The organism is uncultured Aquitalea sp., assembly GCF_945957525.1.
GTDB lineage: Bacteria > Pseudomonadota > Gammaproteobacteria > Burkholderiales > Chromobacteriaceae > Aquitalea.
This window is the reverse complement of the sequence record NZ_CAMFLA010000016.1, coordinates 1-26411: the sequence shown is the minus strand read 5'-3', so window position 1 is coordinate 26411 and position 26411 is coordinate 1. Positions and strand designations below refer to the sequence as shown.

The window sequence follows — 26411 nt, the reverse complement described above, 5'->3', positions numbered from 1 at the left end:
AATTAAGCGGAAATGACGTAGTATCTGCACAAAGTTGTTTTTTTGCTACGTGCTGTACATTGCAAATCAACCAAACGCTCGTTTGAAAGCGTATTGGGGCATAATCAAGGCAACACCACGATTCAGGTGCCTTCCGAGTTCGATTAACCCAGAGAGATATTCGCTGGAGGAATATGAAAGTTCTAGTCGCTGTTAAGCGCGTTGTGGATTACAACGTGAAAGTCCGGGTGAAGGCCGACGGCACCGACGTCGACGTCGCCAACGTGAAGATGTCCATGAACCCGTTTGATGAAATCGCCGTGGAAGAGGCGGTTCGTCTGAAGGAAGCCGGCAAGGCGAGCGAAATCGTGGTGGTTTCCATGGGTGTGAAGCAATGTGAAGAAACCCTGCGCACTGCGCTGGCCATGGGTGCGGATCGCGCTCTGCTGGTGGAAACCGACGCCGAGCTGCAGCCTTTGGCCGTGGCCAAGCTGCTGAAGGCCGTTGCCGAAAAAGAACAGCCGCAGCTGGTGATCGTGGGTAAGCAAGCCATCGACGATGATGCCAATCAGACCGGCCAGATGACCGCCGCCCTGCTGGGCTGGCCGCAAGGTACCTTCGCTTCCAAGGTGGATCTTGCCGCCGAAACCGCCGATATCACTCGTGAAATCGATGGCGGTCTGGAAACCGTCAAGCTGCGTCTGCCGGCACTGGTTACCGCCGACCTGCGTCTGAACGAACCGCGTTTCATCAAGCTGCCCAACATCATGGCCGCCAAGAAGAAACCGCTGGATAAGACCACGCCGGCTGATCTGGGCGTGGATGTGACGCCGCGTCTCAAGACCCTCAAGGTTGCCGAGCCCGCCAAGCGCTCCGCCGGCATCAAGGTGGCCAATGCCGCCGAGCTGGTCGCCAAACTCAAGAACGAAGCAAAGGTGCTGTAAGCCATGGCCATTCTCGTTATCGCTGAACACGACAACCAGAGCCTGAAAGCAGGCACCCTGAATACCATCACCGCCGCCGCCAAGCTGGGCGAAGTGCATGTGCTGGTGGCCGGCCATAACGCCGCGGCCGCCGCCGACGCCGCGAAGTCCGTGGCCGGCGTGGCCAAGGTGTTGACCGCCGACGCCGCTCACTACGCGCACGGATTGGCTGAAAGCCTCTCGGCGCTGGTAGTGGATGTGGCCAAGGGTTACAGCCATGTGCTGGCCCCGGCTTCTTCCTTCGGTAAAAACCTGTTGCCGCGCGTGGCCGCCTTGCTGGATGTGGCGATGATCTCCGAGATCACCGCCGTTGAGTCCGCCGACACTTTCGTGCGCCCGGTTTATGCCGGCAACGTGATGGCCACCGTGCAATCCATCGATCCGATCAAGGTGCTCACCGTGCGCACCACCGCTTTCGATGCGGCTGGTCAGGGTGGCGCTGCCGCGGTTGAAAGCGTGGCGGTTGTGGCTGATCCGCAGCTCTCCAGCTTTGTCGGTCAAGAGCTGACTAAGTCCGATCGTCCGGAACTGGGCTCCGCCAAGGTAATCGTCTCCGGTGGCCGCGCGCTGGGCTCGGAAGAGCAGTTCAAGGCGGTTATCGACCCGCTGGCCGACAAGCTCGGCGCAGCTGTGGGCGCTTCCCGCGCTGCCGTTGACGCAGGCTACGCGCCGAATGACTACCAGGTCGGCCAGACCGGCAAGGTAGTGGCGCCGCAACTGTACGTAGCAGTGGGCATTTCCGGGGCAATCCAGCACCTGGCTGGTATGAAGGACTCCAAGATCATCGTCGCCATCAACAAGGATGAAGAAGCGCCGATTTTCCAGGTGGCCGATTACGGTATCGTGGGCGACCTCTTCACGGTGGTGCCCGAACTGATCGCCGAGCTGTCCAAGTAATACGCATCATCAGGGGAGAGGCTGACTCTCCCCGCCATGCGGCAGCATAGCCGCAGGCCATAACAACAAAACCGGCAATGACCGGTCTGCTTCATGGAGGAGCACGGCATCCCGCCAGCGCGGGATGCCTGCTCATGCATTGGGTGGACGGCATGCCGGTTTTTTCATATCTGCAACGACGATTCATGTCGACAAGACGACTGAGGAGAAAACGATGATCTACAACGCTCCGGTTAAAGAAATCCGCTTCGCGCTGAACGAACTGGCCGAGTTGACCTCGGTGTGCAGCCTGCCGGGCTATGAAGATTGCTCCGTCGAACTGGTGGACGCCATTCTGGAGGAGGCCGCCAAGTTTGCCGAAGGCGTGCTGGCGCCGATCAACAAGCAGGGCGACAAGGGCGCGAAATGGCAGGATGGCGAAGTGACCGCAGCTCCGGGTTTCAAAGAAGCCTGGCAGCAGTATGTGGAATCCGGCTGGGTGGGCTTGCGCGCGCCGGCGGAATTCGGCGGCCAGGGCATGCCTGCGCTGGTGGCGATCGCCGCCGAAGAAATGTGGTGTTCGGCCAACCTGGCGTTTTCGCTGGCCCCTTTGCTGACGCTGGGTGCGGTAGAGGCGATTCATCATCACGCTTCGGACGCGCTGAAGGCGGTCTATTTGCCGCCCATGTCCAGCGGCGCCTGGACCGGCACCATGAACCTGACCGAACCGCAGGCGGGCTCCGATCTGGCGCAGGTGCGTTCCCGCGCCGTGCCTCAGGCTGACGGCAGCTACCTGGTAACCGGTCAGAAAATCTTTATCACCTGGGGTGAGCACGACATGGCCGAGAATATCGTCCATCTGGTGCTGGCCCGTCTGCCCGACGCTCCGGCTGGTGTGAAGGGAATTTCCCTGTTCATCGTGCCAAAGTTCCTGGTGAATGCGGATGGCAGCCTGGGGGCGCGCAATGACGTGCGTTGCGTGTCGCTTGAACACAAGCTGGGCATCCATGGCAGCCCTACCGCCGTCATGAGCTTTGGGGACAATGGCGGAGCTGTGGGTTATCTGGTGGGCGAGGCCAACAAAGGCCTGAACTACATGTTCACCATGATGAACCACGCGCGTCTGGGCGTGGGTGTGGAGGGGATGTCGGTTTCCGAGCGCGCTTACCAGAAGGCTGTGGAGTACGCGCGTGACCGCGTGCAGAGCCGTGCGGTGGGTTCGCCCGATCCGGCTGGCGTGCCCATCATCCGTCACCCGGACATCCGTCGCATGCTGCTGACTATTCGCGCACAGGTGGAGGCCCAGCGCGCGCTGGCTTATTTCACGGCGGCATCGCTGGATCGCGCCGCTCGTCATCCGGTGACGTCCGAGGCGGCGCGCAACCAGGCACTGGTGAATTTCCTGATTCCCATCGTCAAGGGCTGGAATACCGAGCAGGCCAACGAGTTGACCAGCCTGGCGGTGCAAGTGCACGGCGGCATGGGCTTCATCGAGGAAACCGGCGTGGCCCAGTACTATCGTGACGCCCGCATCACCGCCATCTATGAAGGTACCACCGGCATTCAGGCGCTGGATCTGATTGGACGCAAGACCTTCAGCGAAGGGGGCGCGACCGCCCGCTCGTTGTTGGCCGAAGCGCTGGCTACCGCCGACAAGCTGGCTGCCGCCGGCTTTGACAGCTTTGCGGCCAACCTCAAATCGGCGGCGGCGGAGGCTGAGCGCTGCGTTGCCTTCATCCTCTCCACCTTTGGCGAGCAACCGCAGTTGGCGGCGGCCGGCTCGGTGCCTTTCCTCAAGCTGATGGGCATCGTGCTGGGTGGCTGGCAGCTGGGGCGCGGTGCCTTGATCGCCCGCGAGCGCTTGGGCGAAGACGGCGCCGACGAGGATTTCCTCAAGGCCAAAATGGCCACCGCACGCTTCTTTGGCGAGCATTTGCTGCCGCAAGCCTCCGGCCTGGCCGCCGCCATTGTCAGCGGCGCTGACAGCGTGATGGAGTTGGACGAAGCCTGGTTCTGAATGATGTAAAAGCAGAGCGAAGAAAGGGCGTCGCGCGTGCGACGCCCTTTTTGCTTGCTGTCGTTGAAGATAAATCCCTGTCGGTTTTGCAAGAAAAACAAGCCATTACCTATTGCCTGCTGCGCCGCAAAAGGTTATTATAGAAAGGTTTAACCAAACGGGACGGGTGCGGGCGCATCCTGTCCCGTTATTCACATAAAAACCGCAAAAACACGCAAGCAAACGCAACAGGAGCCAGTCAGTGTCTACCGTACCAGCGATCCTCGTCTTGGCTGACGGCACCCTCTTCAAAGGGGTTGCCATTGGAGCTACCGGCCACACGGTCGGTGAGGTGGTATTCAATACCGCTATGACCGGTTATCAGGAAATCCTCACGGATCCTTCCTACACCAAACAAATTGTCACCCTGACATACCCCCATATCGGTAACGTCGGCGCGAATTCGGAAGATACCGAATCCCGCGCCGTTTTTGCATCGGGTCTGATCATTCGCGATCTGCCGCTGCTGCACAGCAACTTCCGCGCGGAAGAGTCGCTGTCCGGCTATCTGCAGCGCCACAATGTGGTGGCCATCGCCGACATCGACACCCGCCGCCTCACCCGCATTCTGCGCGAGAAGGGCGCTCAGGCCGGCTGCATCATGGCCGGCGACATCGATGAAGCGCGCGCGCTGGAACTGGCCCGCGGCTTCGGCTCCATGGCCGGCCAGGATCTGGCCAAGGTAGTGAGCTGTGATGAGTCCTATCAGTGGAACACCCGCGAGTGGCGCTTGGGCAAGGGTTATACCCAGCAAGCTCAGCACGACTTCCATGTGGTGGCCTACGATTTCGGCGTCAAGCACAACATCCTGCGCATGTTGGCCGAACGCGGCTGCAAGCTGACCGTGGTGCCGGCTCAAACCCCGGCGGCCGATGTGCTGGCGCTCAACCCGGACGGCGTGTTCCTCTCCAATGGCCCTGGCGATCCGGAGCCGTGCGATTACGCCATCGACGCCATCCGCGCCATCCTGGAAACCCGCAAGCCGGTGTTCGGCATTTGCCTGGGGCATCAGCTGCTCGGTCTCGCCACCGGCGCGCGCACCAGCAAGATGAAGTTCGGCCACCATGGCGCCAACCATCCGGTGCAGGATCTCGACACCGGCCGCGTAATGATCACCAGCCAGAACCACGGCTTCCAGGTGGATGAATCCACCTTGCCCGCCAATGTGCGCGTGACCCATCGCAGCCTGTTCGATCAAACCGTGCAAGGCATCGCGCTGACGGATCGCCCGGCTTTCTCCTTCCAGGGTCATCCGGAAGCGAGCCCGGGCCCGGAAGATGTGGCCTACCTGTTCGACCGCTTCATCAAGGCGATGCGCGAAGCGAAGTAAACGGAAACGACGGAGAACCGGCATGCTGGGCATTACCGACCTGAGTACCTACCTGATTGGCACCATCATCATCGTGCTGCTGCCAGGCCCCAACTCGATGTATGTGCTGTCCGTGGCGGCGCAACGCGGCGTGCGTCGCGGTTTCGTGGGCGCCTGCGGCATCTTCCTGGGCGACGCCATTCTGATGACGCTGACCGCCGCGGGCGCGGCCAGCGTGCTCAAGGCTTACCCGGCGGTGTTTGCGGTGGTGAAGTACTCCGGCGGCGCTTATCTGGGCTGGCTGGGCCTGCAAATGCTGCGCGGCGCGTGGCGCTCCTGGCGGGAAACCGGCCGTCTGGAGGCCGCGCCACAGCGACAGGTGGACGATAGCCGCCCCTTTGCGCGCGCCCTCACCATCAGCCTGATGAATCCCAAGGCCATCCTGTTCTTCGTTTCCTTCTTCGTGCAATTCGTCGACCCGGCCTACCCGCACCCGGGACTGACCTTTGTCGCGTTGGGCGCGATCCTGCAGACGTGCAGCGCCATTTATCTGGCCGCCGTCATCGTGTCCGGCGCAAGGTTGGCCGAAGCCTTCCGCCGCCGCCGCAAACTGTCCTCCGTCATGTCTGGCGGAGTGGGCGCGCTGTTTCTGGGCTTCGGGGCCAAACTGGCTGCGACCAGCCTGAACTGAACCATTGAATTGATTGAGCGATAACATGCCGAAACGTACCGACATCAAGAGCATTCTCATCATCGGCGCCGGCCCCATTGTGATTGGCCAGGCGTGCGAGTTCGACTACTCCGGCGCGCAAGCTTGCAAGGCCCTGCGCGAAGAGGGTTACAAAGTCATTCTGGTGAACTCCAATCCGGCCACCATCATGACCGACCCCAACATGGCTGATGTCACCTACATCGAGCCCATCACGTGGCCGGTGCTGGAAAAGATCATCGCCAAAGAGCGCCCGGACGCCATTCTGCCCACCATGGGCGGTCAGACCGCACTGAACTGTGCGCTGGATCTGGCGCGCAACGGCGTGCTGGACAAGTACAAGGTGGAGTTGATCGGCGCGACCGAAGACGCCATCGACAAGGCGGAAGACCGCGGCCGCTTCAAGGAAGCCATGGCCAAGATCGGCTTGTCCTGCCCGCTGTCCTTCGTCTGCCACTCCATGGAAGAATCGCTGGATGCGCAGGCCAAGGTTGGTTTCCCGACGCTGATCCGTCCGTCCTTCACCATGGGCGGCTCCGGTGGCGGCATCGCCTACAACAAGGAAGAATTCCTCGCCATCTGCGAACGCGGTTTCGAGGCCTCCCCGACGCATGAACTGCTGATCGAGCAGTCCGTGCTGGGCTGGAAAGAATATGAGATGGAAGTCGTGCGCGACCGCAACGACAACTGCATCATCATCTGTTCCATCGAGAACTTCGACCCGATGGGCGTGCACACCGGCGACTCCATCACCGTGGCGCCGGCGCAAACGCTGACCGACAAGGAATACCAGATCATGCGCAACGCCTCGCTGGCGGTGCTGCGCGAGATCGGCGTGGATACCGGCGGTTCCAACGTGCAGTTCGCCGTGAATCCGGACAATGGCGACATGATCGTCATTGAAATGAACCCGCGCGTGTCGCGATCCTCCGCGCTGGCGTCCAAGGCCACCGGTTTCCCGATCGCCAAGGTGGCCGCCAAGCTGGCCGTGGGCTACACCCTGGACGAACTCAAGAACGACATCACCGGCGGCGCCACCCCGGCCTCCTTCGAGCCGTCCATCGACTACGTCGTCACCAAGATTCCGCGTTTCGCCTTCGAGAAATTCCCGCAGGCCGACAATCGTCTCACCACCCAGATGAAATCGGTGGGCGAGGTGATGGCCATGGGGCGCACGCTGCAGGAATCCATGCAGAAAGCCTTGCGCGGGCTGGAAACCGGTCTGTCTGGCTTCAATCCGGTCACCAGCAATGAAGAAGCCATCCGTCACGAGCTGAGCACGCCGGGGCCGGAACGCATCCTCTACGTGGCCGACGCCTTCCGCATCGGCATGAGTCGCGAAGACGTCTTCGACGTCAGCAAGATCGATCCATGGTTCCTGGCGCAAGTGGAAGACATCGTCGGCGAAGAGCAGGCGCTGGCCGGCCGCAAGGTGGAAGAGCTGACCTTTGACGAGCTGCGTCGCCTGAAGCGCAAGGGCTTCTCCGACCGCCGTCTGGGCGAACTGCTGGGCACCGATCAGGCCGCCGTGCGCGCCAAGCGCTGGGCGCTGGGGCTGCACCCGGTGTACAAGCGCGTGGACACCTGCGCTGCCGAGTTCTCCACCTCCACGGCCTACATGTATTCCAGCTACGAAGAAGAGTGCGAATCGCATCCTTCCGACCGCAAAAAGGTCATGGTGTTGGGTGGCGGCCCGAACCGTATCGGCCAGGGCATCGAGTTCGACTACTGCTGCGTGCATGCCGCGCTGGCACTGCGTGAATCCGGTTTCGAGACCATCATGGTCAACTGCAATCCGGAAACTGTTTCCACCGATTACGATACCTCCGACCGTCTGTATTTCGAGCCGCTGACGCTGGAAGACGTACTGGAAATCTGTCGCATCGAGAAGCCGTTCGGCGTGATCGTGCAGTACGGCGGCCAGACCCCGCTGAAACTGGCGCGCGCGCTGGAAGCCAATGGCGTGCCCATTATCGGCACCACGCCGGACATGATCGATGCCGCCGAAGACCGCGAACGTTTCCAGAAGCTGCTGAACGAGCTGGGCCTGAAGCAGCCGCCCAACCGCACCGCGCGCACGCCGGCCGACGCCATGAAGTTGGCCGAAGAGATCGGCTATCCGCTGGTGGTGCGTCCGTCCTATGTACTGGGCGGCCGCGCAATGGAAATCGTGCACGAACCGGCGGACCTCGAGCGCTACATGCGCGAAGCGGTGAAGGTGTCCAATGACAGCCCGGTGCTGCTGGACCGCTTCCTCAACGACGCCATCGAAGTGGACGTGGACTGTGTGTCCGACGGCACCGATGTGGTGATCGGCGGCATCATGCAGCACATCGAACAAGCCGGCGTCCACTCTGGCGACTCCGCCTGCTCGCTGCCGCCTTACAGCCTGTTCCCGGCCGTGCAGGACGAAATCCGCCGTCAGACCATCGCCATGGCGCGTGCGCTGAACGTAGTGGGCCTGATGAACGTACAGTTCGCCATCCAGGGCGACACCATCTACGTGCTGGAAGTCAACCCGCGCGCCAGCCGTACCGTGCCTTTCGTTTCCAAGGTCACCAGCGCCTCGCTGGCCAAGATCGCCGCTCGCGCCATGGCCGGCATCAGCTTGGTCGAGCAAGGCTTCACCAAGGAAGTGATCCCGCCGTACTACGCGGTGAAGGAAGCGGTATTCCCCTTCATCAAGTTCCCTGGCGTGGATACCATCCTTGGGCCGGAAATGAAGTCCACCGGCGAAGTGATGGGCGTGGGCAAGACGTTTGCCGAAGCCTTCGTCAAGAGCCAGCTGGCCGCCGGCGACAAGCTGCCGCGCACCGGCAAGGTATTCCTCTCCGTGCGCCAGTCCGACAAGAACGGTGCGGTTGACGTGGCGCGCGAACTGCAGAGACTGGGTTTCGGCGTCTGCGCCACCCGCGGCACCGCCAAGACCCTGGCGGAAGCCGGCATCATCGTGCAAGTGGTGAACAAGGTGAACGAAGGCCGTCCGCACATCGTCGACATGATCAAGAACGGCGAAATCGACGTGCTGGTCAATACCGTGGACGAGAAGCGCCAGGCTATCCAGGACAGCCACTCCATCCGCCGCAGCGCGCTGCAGGCCCGCATCCCGCAGTACACCACTCTGGCAGGTGCCAAGGCCGTGTGCGTGGGCATGGCCCACGTGGAAGAGTTTGGCGTTTACAGTGTCCAGGAATTGCACGCTTCCGTGAAACACTGAGCGGAATGAGCGGCTTGTACGGAGGGGCGGCTGCGCTTGTCCCTTCGGTCAACCTTTGAATCCAAGCCGATTTGCCGTTACAATCTGCCTATTCAACCCGCTAACACAAGCCGCCGTCTCGTACGGCGGCTTCTGCTTTTGATGAGGGCGGGGTTCCGCCTCTGGAGAACAACCGAATGAACAAAGTCCCGTTGACCGTGCGCGGCGCCGAAATGCTCAAGGAAGAACTGCAACGCCTGAAAAGCGTTGAACGCCCGGCGGTCATCGAAGCCATCGCCGAGGCACGCTCCCATGGCGACCTGTCGGAAAACGCCGAGTACGACGCCGCCAAGGAGCGCCAGGCTTTCGTTGAAGGCCGCATCGCTGAACTGGAAGGCAAGATTTCCAACGCCATGATCATCAATCCGGCCGAGCTGGATGCCGATGGGCGCGTGGTGTTCGGCGCTACCGTCGCGCTGATGGATCTGGAAACCGAAGAAAACGTCACCTACCAAATCGTGGGCGACGATGAAGCCGATATCAAGGTAGCCAAGGTGTCGGTGAATTCGCCGATTGCCCGCGCGCTGATCGGCAAGGAGGCCGGCGACGTGGCCGAAGTGGTGGCCCCGGGCGGCATCCGCGAATACGAAGTACTCGACGTTCAGTACATCTGAACCACGCAGGATCTCGATTCAACGCACGCCAGCCGTGCGTTTTTGCTGTAAGCGGAAGGGGGGGAGGGCATGGATAGCTTGCGCGCCGTCGCGAAGACATTCTGGATTGGTGGCCTGTGGATAATCGGGATTGTGGTGACACCGGTGCTGTTTTCCATGCTGGACCGCGTCACCGCCGGCATGGTGGCCGGCAAGTTGTTCAGCGCCATCGCCTGGGTGGGTTTGGTGTGCGGCGTCATCCTGCTGGTGGATGAAATCTGGCGCAACGGCGTGCGCGGCATGAAAGAAGCCGCTTTCTGGCTGGTCGTGGGCATGCTGGCCTGCACCATCATCAACCAGTTTGCCGTGGCCCCCATCATCGTTGACCTCAAGCAGCAAATGAACCATGCGGCCGAGGGCATGTTTGGCGGCGGTTTCGCCACTTGGCACGCCATTTCCAGCCTGATTTATCTGGTGCAGAGCCTGATGGGTCTGGTGTACGTGCTGCGCCGGGATTGATCAGGCGCGCCGACGGGGTCTATAAACGACAAAAGCGGTGGATATCCACCGCTTTTGCCATGTGCGAACCTCGCGTCGGATCAGGGCTGGGCCTTGAGCGCCTTCTTGCTCTTGGGCAGCTCGATGCGAGCCTTGTCGCTGGGACGCCACAGCACCAGCAGTTTGCCGATGTGCTGTACCGGGGCCGCGCCCAGTTCTTCGCAGACTTGCTCGAACATGGCCACGCGGGCTTCGCGATCGTCGCCCAGCACGCGCACCTTGATCAGTTCATGGGCGTCGAGATTGATGGCGATTTCACGCACCACGGCTTCAGTCAGACCGTTGTTGCCGATCATTACCACCGGGCTCAACGGTTGGGCCAGACCCTTCAGGTACTGGCGTTGGAAAGGTTGCAGTTCGATTTTCATGGACAGGCTTGGTTTCAAATCAAAACGGGATTCTACTCGACTTTGGCCCGTAGCCCAAACCTTGTCCATAAACAGACAGAAAAACAACAGGATAGCCGTAACGGCTGCCTGTTTTCAGGCAGGTAAAGCATCATGGCGAGAAGCACATCCAGCAATAACTGGCTCCGGGAGCACGTTAAAGACCCGTACGTCCACATGGCGCAAAAGGACGGCTACCGCGCGCGCGCGGCTTACAAGCTGCTGGAGATCAACGATAAGGACAAGCTGATCCGTCCGGGCACCGTACTGGCCGATCTGGGCAGCGCGCCTGGCAGCTGGTCGCAGGTGGCGGCGCGCATCGTCGGCGATAAGGGCAGGGTATTCGCTCTGGATATCTTGCCGATGAATCCCATTGCCGATGTCGAATTCATTCAGGGCGACTTCCGCGAAGACGAAGTGCTGCAGCAATTTATCGATTTGCTTGGCGGACGCGAGCTTGACCTTGTAATTTCCGACATGGCGCCCAATATCTCGGGAATGAGCGCCATGGATCAGGCCCGCAGTTTTCACCTCTGCGAACTGGCGTTGGAATTTGCGCGCGATCATTTGAAACCTGGCGGCAGCTTTCTCGTCAAAGTGTTCCAGGGCAGTGATTTCCAGCCTTATCTGAAATCCATGCGCGAACTCTTCGATGAAGTGCTCAGTCGCAAGCCCAAGGCATCGCGCGACCGCTCCAACGAAATTTACCTGCTGGGCAAAGGGCGGCGCTGACATCCATCCCCTCGGGGTTTACAATCAGAATCTCCCATGCATAACGCAATCACCAAGTCAGGGCACAGAGGAGTCCTCAACTCGTGAACAATATCGGCAAAAACATCGCCATCTGGGTCATCATCGGTCTGGTACTGATGACGGTCTTCAATCAGTTCAACAAGCGCCAGGATACCCAGAACCAGATCGAATACTCGCAGTTCATCAGCGATGTCGAGTCCGGCAAGGTGGGCACTCTCAGCATCGAGGGTCACCCGCTGCGCGGTCAGTGGCTCAAGGGCAAGCGCACTGACGGCTCCTCCTTTTCCACCTATGCGCCTTATGACCCGCAGCTGGTGGACGACCTGATCAAGAACAACGTCCGCTTCTCCGCCAAACCGGAAGAAGAACCGTCCATGCTGATGAGCATTTTCATCAGCTGGTTCCCCATGCTGTTGCTGATTGGCGTCTGGGTGTTTTTCATGCGCCAGATGCAGGGCGGCGGCAAGGGCGGCGCGTTCTCGTTCGGCAAGAGCAAGGCGCGCATGCTGGACCAGGACACCAACACCGTTACCTTTGCCGATGTCGCCGGTTGCGATGAAGCCAAGGAAGAGGTGAAGGAAATCGTCGACTACCTGCGCGACCCGTCCCGCTACCAGAGCCTGGGCGGCCGCATTCCGCGCGGCATCTTGCTGTGCGGTTCTCCGGGTACCGGTAAAACGCTGTTGGCCAAGGCCATCGCTGGCGAAGCCAAGGTGCCGTTCTTCAGCATCTCCGGTTCCGACTTTGTGGAAATGTTCGTCGGCGTGGGCGCGTCCCGCGTGCGCGACATGTTCGAACAGGCCAAGAAAAACGCGCCGTGCATCATCTTCATCGATGAAATCGATGCGGTAGGTCGCCAGCGCGGCGCCGGTTTGGGCGGCGGCAACGATGAACGCGAGCAGACGCTGAACCAGCTGCTGGTGGAAATGGACGGCTTCGAGACCAACCAGACCGTCATCGTGATCGCCGCGACCAACCGTCCCGACGTACTCGACCCGGCGCTGCAACGCCCGGGCCGTTTCGACCGTCAGGTGGTGGTGCCGCTGCCGGACATCCGCGGTCGCGAGCAAATTCTCACCGTGCACATGCGCAAGGTGCCGATTGCCGCCGATGTGGAAGCCTCCATCATCGCGCGCGGCACGCCGGGCATGTCGGGCGCGGACTTGGCCAACCTGGTCAACGAAGCGGCGCTGTTCGCTGCCCGCCGCAACAAGCGGCTGGTGGACATGCTGGACTTTGAAGACGCCAAGGACAAGATCTTCATGGGCGCCGAACGCAAGTCGATGATCATCCAGCCGGATGACAAGAAGAAAACGGCTTACCATGAGTCCGGTCACGCCATCATTGGCGAGCTGCTGCCTGGGTGCGATCCGGTCCACAAGGTCACCATTATTCCGCGTGGTCGTGCCCTGGGGGTAACTTGGTCACTGCCGGAGCAGGATCGCTTCTCGCTGTACAAGGACCAAATGCTGGCGCAGATCACCATGCTGTTTGGTGGCCGCGTAGCTGAAGACCTGTTCACCGGTCAGGTTTCCACCGGCGCTTCCAATGACTTCGAACGCGCCACGAGCATCGCCCGCGACATGGTGACGCGCTACGGCATGTCCGACAAATTGGGGCCGATGGTGTATGGCGAGAACGAGGGGGAGGTATTCCTTGGTCGCTCCGTCACCACGCACAAAAACCTGTCCGAGGCCACCATGCAGCAGGTGGATCAGGAAATTCGCCGCATCATTGACGAGCAGTATGCGCTGGCCGTCAAGCTGCTGGACGAGAACCGCGACAAGGTCGAGGCCATGACCGCCGCGTTGATCGAATGGGAAACCATCGATCGCGAGCAGATTCGCGACATCATGGAAGACCGTCCGCCGCGCCCGCCCAAGCCGGGTGGCGGTTTCCCGCCGCGCAGCGAGGACAAGCCGGCTGCGCCTGCCAGCGAACCGTCCGAGCCGGCGGGTTCCGCACCAGCTCAGGACGCCTGATTCCGCGTTTTGCCATCACAGGGTGACAGCCAGGCTGTCGCCCTGTTTTTCGTTCCGGCTTTTTGTTCTGGATTGCCTCATGTCCCATCTGCAATGTGGTCGTTTCCAACTCGACCTCTCCAGCCCGCACATCATGGGCATTCTGAATGTCACCCCTGATTCTTTCTCCGACGGCGGCCGCTACAGCACTCTTGATGATGCCTTGCGTCGCGCAGACGCCATGTTGGCCGAAGGCGCGGCCATCCTCGACATCGGCGGGGAGTCCACCCGACCGGGAGCGCCTGATGTCAGCGCTACAGAGGAAATGGACCGTGTGTTGCCGGTACTGGAAAAGCTCAAGCAGCTGGGGGCGCCATTGTCGCTGGATACCCGGCGCGCTGTTGTCATGCGCGAGGCGCTGCGCATCGGGGCGGTGGATCTCATCAATGATGTCTCCGCCTTGGAGGACGAGGGGGCGCTGGAGACGGTGGCTTCGGCCAACGTTGCCCTGTGCCTGATGCACAAGCAGGGCAATCCGGACACCATGCAGCTGGCGCCTCGGTACGACAGCGTGGTTGACGAGGTGGCGGGCTATCTGTCCCGACGCGTGGCGCTTTGTCGCGATGCCGGCATCGCCGCCAACCGTCTGCTGGTAGACCCCGGTTTCGGCTTCGGCAAAACCTTGCAGCACAACCTCATGCTATTGGATCGCCTGGCGGAGCTGGAAACGACGGCGGGTGTGCCGGTACTGGTGGGCCTGTCGCGCAAATCCATGCTGGGCGCAATTACTGGTGAAGAGGCTCCGGCGGAGCGCTTGGGCGCTACCGTTGCCACCACCATGGCCTCGCTGGATCGCGGCGCGGTGATCGTGCGCGTGCACGACGTGAAAGCCAACTGGCAGGCGATGAAGGTATGGCAGGCCCTGCGCCAGCTGCGCGCTTGATCTGACACTGTGGCGGCGAAGGGCTGGACAGTGCCACAATACGCTTTTGTATCGAACAATCGGGTGGTCTCCGCCGGAGGCCCAACTGGGATGATGTGGGATGAGTCGCAAATATTTTGGTACTGATGGCGTGCGCGGTGAAGTAGGGCAGTTTCCCATTACGCCGGAGTTTGTGTTGAAGCTGGGTTACGCTGCTGGCCGCGTGCTGGTGGATCATGACAAAGGCCATCGTCCTACCGTGCTGATCGGCAAGGACACGCGCATTTCCGGCTACATGCTAGAAGCCGCCTTGCAAGCGGGCTTCACCGCTGCGGGCGTTAATGTGCTGCTGACCGGCCCCCTGCCTACGCCGGGCATCGCCTACCTTACCCGTGCCCTGCGGCTGGAGGCTGGTGTGATGATCTCCGCGTCGCACAACCCTTATCAGGATAACGGCATCAAATTTTTTGCCGAGGGCGGCAAGAAGCTGGATGACGGGCTGGAGCTGGAAATCGAAGCCATGCTCGAGCAGCCGATGAACACCAATGTATCGGCTGAACTGGGGCGCGCGCGTCGCATTGAAGGGGCCGCCGAGCGTTACATTGAATTCTGCAAGAGCACTTTCCCTGGCGAGCGCAACCTCAAACAGCTCAAGCTGGTGATCGATTGCGCCAATGGCGCTACTTATCACATCGCGCCCAAGGTGTTTCATGAACTGGGCGCCGAGGTCGTGGTCATCGGCGGCGAGCCCAATGGCTACAACATCAACGACAAGGTGGGTGCCACCTATCCCAAGACCCTGCAGGTGGCCGTGTTGGAGCATCACGCCGACTACGGCATTTCGCTCGATGGCGATGGCGACCGGCTGATCATGGTGGATCGTCATGGCAAGGTGTACGACGGCGATCAACTGATTTACGTGGTGGCCAAGGCCCGCGCTGCGAAGGGCGAGTTGCGCGGCGGCGTGGTAGGTACGGTGATGACCAATATGGCCATGGAGCTGGCGCTGCAAAAGCAGGGCGTGGCGTTTGGCCGGGCCAAGGTGGGCGACCGTTACGTGCTGGAAATGCTGCATGCCAATGGCTGGCAAGTGGGCGGCGAAGCCTCCGGCCACATTCTGTGCCTGGACAAGCACTCCACCGGCGACGGCATCATCTCCAGCCTGCAGGTGCTGGCCGGACTGGCGGAAATGGGCATCAGTCTGGAAGAGGCCTGCAACGACTGGACACCGTTCCCGCAGACCATGATCAATGTCCGCCACAACGGTTGCGACTGGAAGTCCGCGTCTGCCGCTCTGTTAGCCGAAGCCGAGCAGGCGTTGGCCGGCGTGGGACGCGTGGTGCTGCGTCCTTCCGGCACTGAGCCGGTGGTGCGGGTGATGGTGGAAGCCAGCGATCGCGCGCTGACCGATAGATGGGCAAAAACCATCGCCGCCGCCATCGAACAGGCAGCCGTCTGATTGTCGTACTGACGGGTAATGAAAAAGGCCGCACGGTGTGCGGCCTTTTTCATTGGGGCGTCAACAGGCGACCTATGCACAGCGGCCACGCGCGGCAAGCGATGAAGGGCCACGGCATGGCGTCATGGGCTCAGCGAGCGAGTCGCGGTACGCGCGGCGCTACCGCGCACATCAGCTCGTAACCGATGGTGCCGGAGGCTGCGGCCACCTTCTCAATGGGAATCTCTTGTCCCCATAATTCCACCCTGCTGCCCACGCCTGCTTGCGGCAAGTGGGTAAGATCCACCACCATCATGTCCATGGAGACGCGACCCACGGTACCGCTCAGCTGGCCATCAACCGCGACAGGGGTGCCGTTGCCGGCGATGCGCGGGTAGCCGTCGGCGTAGCCGCAAGCGACGATGCCGATGCGCATCGGGGACTCGGCGGTAAAACGCAAACCATAGCCTACCGCGTCGCCGGGCCGCAGCTCCTGAGTGGCGATGATGTCGGCCGACAAGGTCATGGCGGGCAGCAAGCCCAGTTCCTGCCCCGTGGCATCGTCAAAGGGCGAGCAACCATAAAGCGTGATGCCGGGTCGGCTTGTCTGGCCATGCGTTTGCGGGTGGCGAAATACCGCGGCCGAGTTGGCGGCGCTGACGGCAAGCCCGCTTGCCTCGGCGACCGGGGCAAAACGCTGCCACTGCGCCTCAACGCCGCGCTCGTCATCGGCGGTGGCGAAGTGGGTCATGATAGTGGTGAGACGGGCGTGCGGCAGTCCGCGCAGTTGTTCGATTGCGCTTGGCGCTTGCTTTGGGGTAAAGCCAAGCCGGTTCATGCCGCTGTTCACCTTGAGCCAGACTTCAACCGGGCGTGGCAGGGAACCTTCGGCCAACCATGCCATCTGGTGAGGGGAGTGAATGGCGCCGGCGATGCCGTATTCCGCCATGGCTTCCACCTCCCGCCGGTCAAACGGCCCCTCAAGCAGAGTGATGGGCTGGCGGATGCCGGCGGCGCGCAGGCGAATGGCGTCTTCGATGTTGAGCAGGGCGAAGCCGTCGGCTTCATCCGCTAGCGCGCGAGCGGTCAACAGTGAACCATGGCCATAGGCGTCGGCCTTGATGACGGCCAGAGCGGTGTTTGAGCGGCTGAGTTGTTTGCAACGGCGGTAATTGTGTAACAGGGCTGAGGGGTGAATTTCCACCCGGATGGGGCGTGTCATGTCAAGAAAGTGTCGGGAGTAGGTGTGGTATTATAAGCCCCCGATCATGAACCCGGACAACCAGCCCTCGGCCTTATCTTGCTTCAGGACAAGACTGTTCCGAGCGGCGGAGTACTATGGACATACTGCAGATCCTTCTCGATTTCTTTACCGGTTACGGCTATGTGGCTGTGTTCACGGTGCTGCTGGTGTGTGGATTCGGGGTCCCGATTCCGGAGGACATTACCTTGGTGGCCGGCGGGATCATTTCCGGCTTGGGCTACGCCAATGTGCATGTGATGTTTGCGGTGGGCATGGCGGGCGTGCTGGCCGGAGACGGCATCATGTTTGCTGCAGGCCGTTTTTATGGCCACAAGGTGCAGCAGTTTCGCCCTATCGCGCGGATACTGACCCCCGAACGCTTTGAAGCGGTGCAGGAAAAATTCGAGAAGTACGGCACCTGGGTGCTGTTTGTCGCCCGTTTTTTACCTGGCTTGCGCTCGCCTATCTTCATTACCGCCGGCATGACCCGGCGCGTGCCTTACTGGCGCTTTCTCTTGATGGACGGTTTTGCCGCACTGATTTCCGTGCCGGTGTGGGTCTATCTGGGTCATTACGGTGCTACGCAGCGGGAATGGCTGATGCACGTCGTGCATCGGGGCCAGGCTGGCATTCTCACTGTCATCGGCGTGCTGGCCGTGGTGCTGACCGTGGTGGTGTGGCGACGCCGGCGCAATCACGGCGTCCAGCGCTGAGCGCGTTTGCGCAGATAAAAAAGGCCGCGGATGCGGCCTTTTTTTGTGTTTGCCGAAGGGCGATCAGCCCACTTGCAGCAATTCCACTTCGAATACCAGCGTGGCATTGGGCGGGATCACGCCGCCAGCGCCGCGCGCGCCGTAGCCCAGCTCCGGCGGGATGGTCAGCTTGCGCTTGCCGCCCACTTTCATGCCGGCCACGCCTTGATCCCAACCTTTGATGACATGCCCGGCGCCCAGCGGAAAGCTGAACGGTTGAAACCGGTCTTTGCTGGAGTCGAACTTGCTGCCGTTGGTCAGCCAGCCGGTGTAATGCACGGTGACTTCCTGGCCGGCGACGGCTTCAGCGCCTTCGCCGACGTGCAGGTCTTCGATGATCAGTTGGCTCATGTGTGCTCCTTGAATCTGCAGCCTGTGGTGGATGGGCGATTGTAGCAGCCTGGCAAGGGCTTGTCGCAGTGCGTCACAAGATGCGCTTTTTGTTTTCCGATCAGTGGCTTATAACACAATCATTAATCATTCCCAATCAGGTTCACCCACCCGCTCACCTGAAACAAAGGGAGATTTTGTCATGGACATTACCCACGGTTCGTCCCGGGAACACCCGGTGGTTCATCATGTAGACGCTTCTCAGTCCCTGCAATGGTTGCGACAGGGTGTGCAAGACCTGCGCGCAGCGCCCGCCGATGCGATGTTTTACGGCGCGGTTTTCGTCTTGATGGGGTATTTGCTGGTGTCTTATTTCGAGGCGGCGCCGCAGTTTGTCATCACGCTGGCGACCTTGTTCTTGTTGGCGGGGCCGTTTCTCGCCATCGGACTGTATGATCTGGCGCGACAGAAAGAAATGTTTCAGGGCGGTAGTCGTGTCAACCTGCTGCACAGCATGACGGCGTGGCGGGTAAATCTGCCCGGCTTCACCCTCTACGCGGCCTTGCTGGCGGTACTGGTGTTCGCCTGGTTCCGCGTGTCTCTATTGATGTTCGCCTTGTTCTTCGACATGGCCACGCTGCCCACGCTGGACGGCATCGTCATGAATGCGTTCAAACCGGAGAATCTCTCATTCCTCATCGCTTACTTTGGCGTGGGCTTCTTCTTTGCGCTGGCGGTATTCGCCATCAGCGTCGTGTCCATTCCGATGATGCTGGACAAGGAAGTGGACACCGTTACCGCCATGGTGACTAGCGTGCAGGCGGTGTACAAGAACTTGCTGACGATGGCAGTATGGGCCGCTATGATTGTGGCGTTGACTGCGGTGGGCTTCGCCACCTATTTCATCGGGTTGATCGTGATCATGCCGGTGGTGGGTCTGGCAAGCTGGCATGCCTACCGCGCCATGATCACCTACGAGACCTGACGCCCGCCCGATGACACATCACATCGTATTTCTCGACCGGGACAGCCTGCCTGTCCCGGTGCCTGCTTTTGACTTTCCCCATCACTATCGCGAATTTAACGCTACCTCGGTGGAGCAGCGCATTGCGCATGCGAGCGAAGCCGATATTGTCATCACCAACAAAGTGCCTTTCGATCGGCAAACCTTGCAAGCGCTGCCCCGACTGAAAATGCTGGCGGTGGCGGCAACGGGTTACAACCATATAGATACCGATGCCTGCCGCGAGCTCGGCATCGCCGTGGCCAATATCCGGCATTACGGCGACGAAACCGTAGCCGAACACGCTTTCATGCTGATGATGGCGCTGATGAAAAACCTGCCGGCCTATCAGCGCGATGTGGCGGCGGGCGTTTGGGAGCAGTCTGATCAGTTTTGCCATTTCGGCTCGCCCATTCGCGATCTGCAGGGCGCTACGCTGGGTATTCTGGGCGCCGGAGGCATAGGCAGCGCCCTGGCACAACGCGCGCGCGCCTTTGGCATGCGGGTATTGCTGGGCGAGCGCAAGGGCGTGACAGCGGCAAGGCCGGGTTACGTGGCTTTTGACCAGTTGCTGGCGGAGTCAGATGTGCTGTCTTTGCATTGCCCGTTGAATGAGCAGACGCGTCATATGATCAGTCAGCCGGAATTGATGGCGATGAAGCCGGGGGCGATCCTGATCAATACCGCGCGCGGCGGGCTGGTGGACGAAGAGGCGCTGATTGCCGCGCTGAAGTATGGCCAGCTTGGCGGAGCCGGTTTTGACGTATTGACGCAAGAGCCGCCGGTTGACGGCAACCCGCTGTTGAAGGCCCGTTTGCCGAACCTGATTGTCACGCCGCATGTGGGGTGGGCCAGCCGGCAGGCCATGGAGCGCCTGGCGGCCCAATTGGTCGGTAATATCACTGCTTTTGTGGCGGGCGGCGAGCAGAATCGCTTGGTGTGAAACGGGCTGAAGTGATCTGAAATGCATGCCTTTTGAAGCGGATAGTGTTTTTATTTGTAATATTTTATGAAATTTTTGATCACCATCAGCTTTAATATCATTTTATGCGAAAAGCATGCTTTAAAGAGTTGTTAACGTTTGATTTAAGCGTTAGTATGGGTTCGTTCGAGCCTTTCAGGTTCGGACTGCCCCGCTTGATCCGCCGTGGTTGCTAGTCTTCCACGGCTCTTTTTTTGTCTGCCGTTCAGGCCTCAGTCCGGTATTTCATTGGGATTCAGGCGCGGCGCGTCTTCTTCTCCCATACCCAGTTTGCCCCGCACACAGCTGATGTAGCGATTGACATCCGGCCCGCCGCCGTAGCGCTGCGCATGCCAGATCATTTCCCCCAGACACTCCATCATGTCGTGTTGCGCCTTGTGCTCATTGCCATGGCGCAGGGCCAGTTGCGCGTACAGCGAGCGTATGCCGAAGGGCTGGTCGATGGAGCGCTGCTCCTCGATGGCCACATGTAGGCCCAGATGCAGGAAGGGATTGGTCTCCCCCATGTCTGGCGTCCACTCTTTTTCCATGTAGGTGGCCGGATCATTAAGGATGGGATGGTATTCCGGGTGGTCTATAAGAATGGAAAGTACGATTTTTTCCAGATCAGTCAGCGGCTGGTTGCCCCTATGCTTTTTCCAGGTGTCGAAAAAGAAGGCGCGGGCGTCCTGACGGCTTGGCGAGAACAGCATGGCAATACCTGAGTGTGTAGCTCGGAAATGCCGGATTATAACGGAGACCACCATGACCACGCTTTACGAATTCACCGCACGTCGCAATAACGGCCATGAGGAAGCCCTGTCGCTATGGCAAGGCAAGGTGGTTTTGCTGGTGAACACTGCCAGCGAGTGCGGTTACACGCGGCAATACGCCGGGCTGCAGGAGCTGGCGGCGATGTTCCGCGACGATGGTCTTGTTGTGCTGGCTTTTCCGTGCGACCAGTTTGGCGGGCAGGAGCCGGGCAGTGACGCGGAGGTCGCGGATTTTTGCGTCTCGCGTTTTGGTGTGGATTTTCCGCTTTATGCCAAGCAGGCCGTCAATGGCAAAGAGGCGTCGCCGCTATGGCGCTGGCTGACGCAGGCGGATTCCGCGCATCCACATCCGGTGAAGTGGAATTTCACCAAGTTCTTGGTTGACCGGCGCGGTCGGGTGGTGAAGCGCTACGAGCCGGCGGTGGAGCCGCATGAGCTGATTGGGGATATTCGCAGTTTGCTGGGTACGACAGGGTAGAAACGACTTCGGCCAACCCTAAGGTTGGCCGAAGAGAGAAAGAGGCAGGAGCCATCAGGCCTTGCGGCGGAAGATGATGTCCCACACGCCATGGCCAAGGCGGATGCCTCGGGCTTCAAACTTGGTCAGCGGGCGATAGTCCGGGCGCGGCGCATAGCCGTCGGCGGTGTTCTCAAGACCTGCGTGCTGGCTGAAAACTTCCATGATCTGGAGCGCGTAGTCTTCCCAGTCGGTAGCGGCGTGCAGGTAGCCGCCCGGCTTCAGTTTTTTCACCAGCTTTTCCACCAAGGGCAGCTGGATCAGCCGGCGCTTGTGATGGCGTTTCTTGTGCCAGGGGTCGGGGAAGAAAATATGCGCACCGTCCAGGCTGGCGTCCGCCAGCATCAAATCCAGCACTTCAACCGCATCATGGCGGATGATGCGCAGATTACTCAGTTGCTGTTCTTCGATCAACTTGCAAAGATTGCCAACGCCCGGAGAGTGAACTTCAACGCCCAGGTAGTCCTTGTCCGGATTGGCGGCGGCGATCTCCGCCGTAGCCCCGCCCATGCCGAAACCGATTTCCAGAATTTTCGGCGCTTCGCGACCGAAGGCGGCGTTCAGATCAACGGGTTCTGGACGGAATTCGATGCCCCACTTGGGCATGCCCTCGTCCATGGCGCGTTTCTGGCCTGCGGAGAGGTGGCCCTGGCGCAGCACAAAGCTGCGGATGGTGCGCTGGAATGCCGGATTTTCCATGTGATTCAAACAGATAAAGTGCGAAAGACGGGCATGTTACCGAATCTTGCCCGCCTTAGCGAGTATCTCGGCGCGCAGGCCGGCGTCCGCAGACAGCTCTTCAAGTAAAACGCGGACGGTCGGGTAGCGCAGCACAGCCTTTAATTCCCTCCGGAGTCTGGTGTTGTCCACGCGACGCGATTCGGCGAGGAAAGACCACAAGCCCGGGCTGACCCGTTGTTTTACTTCCTCGCGCGGCAGCATCTCCGGCAGCGGCAGCAAGAAACAGTCGGCCAACTGGCTGTACCAATCGGTAACCGAGAGCGGTTCGTCGTCGCAGGCGTTGTAGCAGCGCAAACCACCGTTCACGCGCAAGAGGCCCGCCACGCACAAGCGCGCCAGATCATCGGCGTGGATGTGATTGGAAAAGCTGTCCTCTTCCGGCCGGATCAGCGGCAGGCCGTCCAGCAAGCGGCGCAAGGGCAGGCGATCCGCCGCGTAAATCCCCGGCGTGCGCAGGATAGTGAGTTGCACGCCATGACGGCGCGAGAAGGCCCGCAACGCGGCCTCGGCGTCGGCGCGTCGTTGGGCGCGGTCGGATTGCGGGCGCAACGGGGAGGTTTCATCCAGCCATTCGCCGCCGCCATCGCCATAGACGCCAGTGGTGCTGATATAGCAGAGCCTCTGTGGTATGCTGTCCGCTTTTGTCATTGCGGACAACAACTTGCGCATGCGCGGGTCTGTCCTGCCGTTTTCCGGCGGCGGCGCGGTGATCAACACGTCGTCGATGGCCAGTCCGGCCACTCTCTGCAGGCTTTTCCAGTCGTCAAGGTTGGCCGAAACGGGCAGGGCACCGCCGGCTCTGGCGATGCGCGCTGCCTGGGGGCTGCGCGTCACGGCCAGTACGCGCCAGTGGCGGACAAGATAGGGCAGGGCTCGGCGGGCGACATCGCCCAGGCCGACGATAAGCAAGTTTCGCATGACGGCATTCTAGCTAGATTCGGATTAAAAGGTACGACATGACGTTCCAGGTGAAGGTGCTCCCCAGTGGGCACACGTTTGGTGTTGAAGCGCAGGAAACCGTGCTGGAAGCGGCCTTGCGCCAGAATATCGGCCTGCCGTACGGCTGCCGCGACGGCGCTTGCGGCGCGTGCAAGGGCAAAGTGACCGAAGGCGATGTCAGCCAGGATGGCTTTCAGGAAAAGGCCTTGCCTGAAAGCGAACGCATCCAGGGCATAGCCCTGTTCTGTTGCGCTCGTCCACGAAGCGATCTGACCATCGAAGTGCGAGAAGTGACCGGCGCAGGCGACATCCAGGTAAAAACCCTGCCTTGCCGGGTGGAAAACATCAGTAAAGTGCATGATGTGGCGGTGCTGAAGCTCAAGTTGCCGGTATCCGAGCGCTTGCAGTTCCGTGCTGGGCAGTACATCGACATCCTGATGAAAGACGGCAAGAAGCGCAGCTTCTCCATCGCCAACGCCCCGCACGACGACGCTTTCATCGAACTGCACATTCGTCATCAGCCGGGCGGTTCTTTCTCGGAGTACGTCTTCAATCAGATGAAGGAGCGCGAGATCATGCGCTTCAAGGGCCCGTTGGGTTCCTTCTTCCTGCGTGAAGATTCCGACAAGCCCATCATCTTCGTGGCCAGCGGCACCGGTTTCGCACCTGTGAAAGGTATCATCGAGCATGCCATCCATCAGGGCATTCAGCGCGAGATGGTGCTGTACTGGGGCGCTCGCACTCAGGCTGACCTGTACATGGCCGAAATGGCGGCCGGCTGGCAAGCCGCGCATCCCAACATCACTTTCATTCCGGTACTGTCCGACAGTTTGCCGGAAGACAACTGGCCGGGCCGTACGGGCTTTGTCCATCAGGCGGTGATGGATGACTTTGCCGACCTCTCCGGTTATCAGGTGTACGCCTGCGGCGCGCCGGTGATGGTGGAAGCCGCTCACGGCGCTTTCACCAAGGAGCGCGCCCTGCCGGAGGACGAGTTCTTCTCAGATGCGTTCTTCCTGTCCAAGGATATGGGCGGCAGCAAATAAGCTGACGCCAGTTGCTGAAAAAGCCCTGCAGAGCAGGGCTTTTTTTATTGCCGCGCATGATAGCCAAGAGGCTGATGTTCCGATTCTTCTGAGCTAGATCAAATGCAATGTCCTGTTTGTGCAGGAAATTTCATATGCGCTTGGGAATTTGATTCAGGTCAAAGTCACTGCCAGTTGTGTGGTTATTATGACTATCAATTAAACAAGCAAGGCGGCGCTGACCGCGGCAAAGGAGTGGATGATGGCACTGTTGGGACAACTTCTTTCGGACGATGTGGGCGTAATGAGCCTGATTGTGATTTGCCTGACCACCGTGGTGGTGTGCGGCGCCATATACATTGTGAACAACAAGGTAAAGAAGGCCGGCCCGAACGAATAAACGCGCCAGGGCTACTCGCCGTGGTGTAACGATTTCCTCTTGATGTGTGTGTTGGTGGATACGGTGGTGGGCCGTATCCATTTTTTTTGCCCGAAGTGGATATGTAAATTTTATTTAAATAAAAATCAACAAAAAAGTATTGCTTTGGAATTTAAAATATCAATTTCTACATCGCGTAACTACCATCTATAACGTGCTGACCGTAGTCGGCATCGTCCAGTTCTGTTCTCGTTTTTTCTTTTGATCTGAGTCAAATTTCTGTTTGTGCCATCTGGTACATGGCCACTCGCAGTATTATCATTACTTCAACGAATAAGAATTTAATAATATACATATAGTTTTCAGATTAACGTAAATCATACGGAGAACGAAAATGTCCACGGAAACTGAAACACAAGGCGGAGGTGCCCCCAAGCTAAAGCTTGGCGCCCTGACCGCTCTCGTCGTGGGTTCGATGATTGGCGGCGGCATCTTCTCGCTGCCGCAGAACATGGCTGCCGGCGCGGGGGCTGGTGCCATCATCATCGGTTGGGTCATTACTTTCCTCGGCATGCTCACGCTGGCGTTCGCATTCCAGATGCTGGCGACGCGCAAGCCTGAGGTGGAAGGTGGTGTTTACGGTTATGCCCGCGCCGGTTTCGGCGACTACATGGGCTTCAACTCGGCCTGGGGTTACTGGATCTCGGCCTGGATCGGCAACGTATCCTATTTCGTTGTGATGTTCTCGGCGCTGGGTTTCTGGTTCCCGATCTTTGGCGACGGCAATACGCCGGCTGCCATCATCTGTGCTTCGGTACTGTTGTGGGGCCTGCATTTCCTGGTGCTGCGCGGTGTGCATGGCGCGGCGTTCATCAACACCATCACCACGATCGCGAAGTTGGTGCCGCTGGCGATGTTCATCCTGCTGGTCGTGTTCGCATTCAAGGTGGATACCTTCCATCTGGACTTCTGGGGCACTGCGAAGCTGGGTTCCATTGTTGACCAGGTGAAGAGCACCATGCTGGTGACTGTGTGGGTGTTCATCGGTATCGAGGGCGCTTCCATGTTCTCTGGCCGTGCCGAGAAGATGAGCGATGTGGGCAAGGCTACTGTGGTGGGCTTCCTGCTGACTATTGCCCTGCTGGTTGCCGTGTCCGTGCTGTCGCTGGGTGTGATGAGTCAGGCTGAACTGGCTGCGCTGAAGAACCCGTCCACCGCTTATGTGCTGGAAAAGGCTGTTGGCCCCTGGGGCGCCAGCCTGATGAATGCCGGTCTGGTGATCTCTGTAGGTGGTGCGTTGCTGGCCTGGACACTGCTGGCTGCTGAAGCGCCTTACCTGGCAGGCAAGGACAGCGTGATGCCCAAGGTGTTCGGTACTACCAACGCCAACGGTTCCCCGGCTGCCTCGCTGTGGCTGACCAACGGTCTGATCCAATTGTTCCTGGTCATCACTCTGTTTAGCTCCGCCGGTTACCTGGCACTGCTGTCGCTGGCCACCTCGATGATCCTGATTCCGTACCTGCTGTGCGCGCTGTACTCCTTCCTGGTTGCCAAGCGCGGCGAAGGTTACGGTCAGAGCGAATCGGCCGGCAAGGATCTGAGCGTTGCCACCATCGCCTCGGTATACGGTGTCTGGCTGATCTACGCCGCTGGTGTGAAGTATCTGTTCCTGTCGATGGTGCTGTACGCCCCGGGTCTGCTGTTCTACCTGTGGGCCAAGAAAGAGAAGGGCGAGAAGCCGTTCAAGGGTGCTGAAGCCGCTCTGGCAGCCATCATCGTAGTGTTGGGCGTGATCGCGGCTTACGAGCTGATCACCGGCCAACTGACCCTGTAAGACTCATCTGTACCGCTTCCGAGGGGCGCCCCAAGACGGCGCTCCCACTACCTCCCCCTAAAAGTTCTAAGGAGTGTTGGTCATGACTAAGTTTGGTGTTCATTCCGAATGTGGCAAGCTGCGCAAGGTAATGGT

Annotated in this window: 25 protein-coding genes; 19 read left to right on the top strand and 6 right to left on the bottom strand. The window is 60.0% G+C overall.

All coding sequences use genetic code 11. From position 1 onward, the window contains the following. The first annotated feature begins 173 nt into the window (after positions 1-173). The 8 genes from Q0P52_RS14895 to Q0P52_RS14860 all read left to right on the top strand — a co-directional run bounded on the left by Q0P52_RS14895 (position 174) and on the right by Q0P52_RS14860 (position 10280). Positions 174-923: an electron transfer flavoprotein subunit beta/FixA family protein gene (locus Q0P52_RS14895; protein WP_293765602.1), complete on the top strand. Its 750-nt coding sequence runs from the start codon at positions 174-176 to the stop codon at positions 921-923. A 3-nt stretch (positions 924-926) separates the two neighbouring features. Continuing rightward, a complete protein-coding gene (locus Q0P52_RS14890; RefSeq protein WP_293766464.1) occupies positions 927-1859 on the top strand; it encodes an FAD-binding protein in 933 nt (310 codons plus the stop codon). 214 nt (positions 1860-2073) lie between these two features. Beyond that, positions 2074-3855, top strand: a complete 1782-nt coding sequence (locus Q0P52_RS14885; protein WP_293766466.1) for an acyl-CoA dehydrogenase — start codon at positions 2074-2076, stop codon at positions 3853-3855. 241 nt (positions 3856-4096) lie between these two features. Then, positions 4097-5224, top strand: coding sequence for a glutamine-hydrolyzing carbamoyl-phosphate synthase small subunit (gene carA, locus Q0P52_RS14880; RefSeq protein ID WP_293766468.1), 1128 nt, complete (start codon positions 4097-4099; stop codon positions 5222-5224). A gap of 22 nt (positions 5225-5246) precedes the next feature. Continuing rightward, positions 5247-5894, top strand: coding sequence for a leucine efflux protein LeuE (leuE, locus tag Q0P52_RS14875; RefSeq protein ID WP_293766470.1), 648 nt, complete (start codon positions 5247-5249; stop codon positions 5892-5894). A gap of 25 nt (positions 5895-5919) precedes the next feature. Continuing rightward, positions 5920-9129, top strand: a complete 3210-nt coding sequence (gene carB / locus Q0P52_RS14870) for a carbamoyl-phosphate synthase large subunit (RefSeq protein WP_293766472.1) — start codon at positions 5920-5922, stop codon at positions 9127-9129. A 176-nt stretch (positions 9130-9305) separates the two neighbouring features. Beyond that, on the top strand, positions 9306-9782 hold the full coding sequence (greA, locus tag Q0P52_RS14865; protein ID WP_293766474.1) for a transcription elongation factor GreA: 477 nt from the start codon (positions 9306-9308) through the stop codon (positions 9780-9782). Between the two features lie 69 nt (positions 9783-9851). Next, the gene (locus Q0P52_RS14860; protein WP_293766476.1) at positions 9852-10280 is read left to right on the top strand and encodes a DUF4149 domain-containing protein; all 429 of its coding nucleotides are present in this window, start codon (positions 9852-9854) and stop codon (positions 10278-10280) included. An 80-nt stretch (positions 10281-10360) separates the two neighbouring features. Here Q0P52_RS14860 and yhbY read toward each other — a convergent pair whose 3' ends face one another. Continuing rightward, entirely contained in the window at positions 10361-10687 is a 327-nt protein-coding gene (gene yhbY, locus Q0P52_RS14855) for a ribosome assembly RNA-binding protein YhbY (RefSeq protein ID WP_293766478.1), read from the bottom strand. Between the two features lie 129 nt (positions 10688-10816). Between yhbY and rlmE the strand changes: the two genes are divergently transcribed. The 4 genes from rlmE to glmM all read left to right on the top strand — a co-directional run bounded on the left by rlmE (position 10817) and on the right by glmM (position 15800). After that, positions 10817-11437 (top strand): 23S rRNA (uridine(2552)-2'-O)-methyltransferase RlmE, encoded by a 621-nt coding sequence (gene rlmE / locus Q0P52_RS14850; protein WP_293766511.1) that lies wholly within the window; start codon positions 10817-10819, stop codon positions 11435-11437. An 83-nt stretch (positions 11438-11520) separates the two neighbouring features. Beyond that, a complete protein-coding gene (gene ftsH, locus Q0P52_RS14845) occupies positions 11521-13440 on the top strand; it encodes an ATP-dependent zinc metalloprotease FtsH (RefSeq protein WP_293766480.1) in 1920 nt (639 codons plus the stop codon). 79 nt (positions 13441-13519) lie between these two features. Next, complete coding sequence (gene folP / locus Q0P52_RS14840) at positions 13520-14362, top strand: dihydropteroate synthase (protein WP_293766482.1); 843 nt, start codon at positions 13520-13522, stop codon at positions 14360-14362. 100 nt (positions 14363-14462) lie between these two features. Further along, positions 14463-15800 carry a phosphoglucosamine mutase gene (gene glmM, locus Q0P52_RS14835; RefSeq protein ID WP_293766484.1) on the top strand — a complete coding sequence of 446 codons (1338 nt, stop codon included), beginning with the start codon at positions 14463-14465 and terminating at the stop codon, positions 15798-15800. A 130-nt stretch (positions 15801-15930) separates the two neighbouring features. Here glmM and alr read toward each other — a convergent pair whose 3' ends face one another. Then, positions 15931-17001: an alanine racemase gene (gene alr / locus Q0P52_RS14830; protein ID WP_293766486.1), complete on the bottom strand. Its 1071-nt coding sequence runs from the start codon at positions 16999-17001 to the stop codon at positions 15931-15933. Between the two features lie 116 nt (positions 17002-17117). Here alr and Q0P52_RS14825 point away from each other — a divergent pair, with 116 nt between their 5' ends. Further along, the gene (locus Q0P52_RS14825; protein ID WP_293766488.1) at positions 17118-17735 is read left to right on the top strand and encodes a DedA family protein; all 618 of its coding nucleotides are present in this window, start codon (positions 17118-17120) and stop codon (positions 17733-17735) included. Between the two features lie 63 nt (positions 17736-17798). Here Q0P52_RS14825 and Q0P52_RS14820 read toward each other — a convergent pair whose 3' ends face one another. After that, positions 17799-18125, bottom strand: a complete 327-nt coding sequence (locus Q0P52_RS14820; protein WP_293766490.1) for an FKBP-type peptidyl-prolyl cis-trans isomerase — start codon at positions 18123-18125, stop codon at positions 17799-17801. A gap of 181 nt (positions 18126-18306) precedes the next feature. Between Q0P52_RS14820 and Q0P52_RS14815 the strand changes: the two genes are divergently transcribed. Both Q0P52_RS14815 and Q0P52_RS14810 read left to right on the top strand, forming a co-directional pair. Continuing rightward, positions 18307-19089 carry a DUF2189 domain-containing protein gene (locus Q0P52_RS14815; protein WP_293766492.1) on the top strand — a complete coding sequence of 261 codons (783 nt, stop codon included), beginning with the start codon at positions 18307-18309 and terminating at the stop codon, positions 19087-19089. Between the two features lie 10 nt (positions 19090-19099). Beyond that, the gene (locus Q0P52_RS14810; protein ID WP_293766494.1) at positions 19100-20050 is read left to right on the top strand and encodes a D-2-hydroxyacid dehydrogenase; all 951 of its coding nucleotides are present in this window, start codon (positions 19100-19102) and stop codon (positions 20048-20050) included. Positions 20051-20301: 251 nt separating this feature from the next. Here the strand turns inward: Q0P52_RS14810 and Q0P52_RS14805 are convergent, their stop codons facing one another. Further along, a complete protein-coding gene (locus tag Q0P52_RS14805; protein WP_293766496.1) occupies positions 20302-20781 on the bottom strand; it encodes a DUF1841 family protein in 480 nt (159 codons plus the stop codon). Positions 20782-20833: 52 nt separating this feature from the next. Here Q0P52_RS14805 and Q0P52_RS14800 point away from each other — a divergent pair, with 52 nt between their 5' ends. Continuing rightward, on the top strand, positions 20834-21319 hold the full coding sequence (locus Q0P52_RS14800; protein WP_293766498.1) for a glutathione peroxidase: 486 nt from the start codon (positions 20834-20836) through the stop codon (positions 21317-21319). A gap of 54 nt (positions 21320-21373) precedes the next feature. On the opposite strand, the gene trmB is transcribed toward Q0P52_RS14800, so the two are convergent. Together trmB and Q0P52_RS14790 are read right to left on the bottom strand one after the other, a co-directional pair. Continuing rightward, positions 21374-22057 carry a tRNA (guanosine(46)-N7)-methyltransferase TrmB gene (gene trmB, locus Q0P52_RS14795; protein WP_293766500.1) on the bottom strand — a complete coding sequence of 228 codons (684 nt, stop codon included), beginning with the start codon at positions 22055-22057 and terminating at the stop codon, positions 21374-21376. Positions 22058-22093: 36 nt separating this feature from the next. Beyond that, a complete protein-coding gene (locus Q0P52_RS14790) occupies positions 22094-23017 on the bottom strand; it encodes an SDR family oxidoreductase (RefSeq protein ID WP_293766502.1) in 924 nt (307 codons plus the stop codon). Positions 23018-23055: 38 nt separating this feature from the next. Here Q0P52_RS14790 and Q0P52_RS14785 point away from each other — a divergent pair, with 38 nt between their 5' ends. From Q0P52_RS14785 to arcD, 3 genes are all read left to right on the top strand, one after another. Beyond that, entirely contained in the window at positions 23056-24084 is a 1029-nt protein-coding gene (locus tag Q0P52_RS14785) for a CDP-6-deoxy-delta-3,4-glucoseen reductase (protein WP_293766504.1), read from the top strand. A 238-nt stretch (positions 24085-24322) separates the two neighbouring features. Then, positions 24323-24463 carry a DUF3149 domain-containing protein gene (locus Q0P52_RS14780; RefSeq protein WP_293813767.1) on the top strand — a complete coding sequence of 47 codons (141 nt, stop codon included), beginning with the start codon at positions 24323-24325 and terminating at the stop codon, positions 24461-24463. 373 nt (positions 24464-24836) lie between these two features. Then, a complete protein-coding gene (gene arcD / locus Q0P52_RS14775) occupies positions 24837-26276 on the top strand; it encodes an arginine-ornithine antiporter (protein ID WP_293766509.1) in 1440 nt (479 codons plus the stop codon). The last annotated feature ends 135 nt before the right edge of the window (positions 26277-26411 follow it).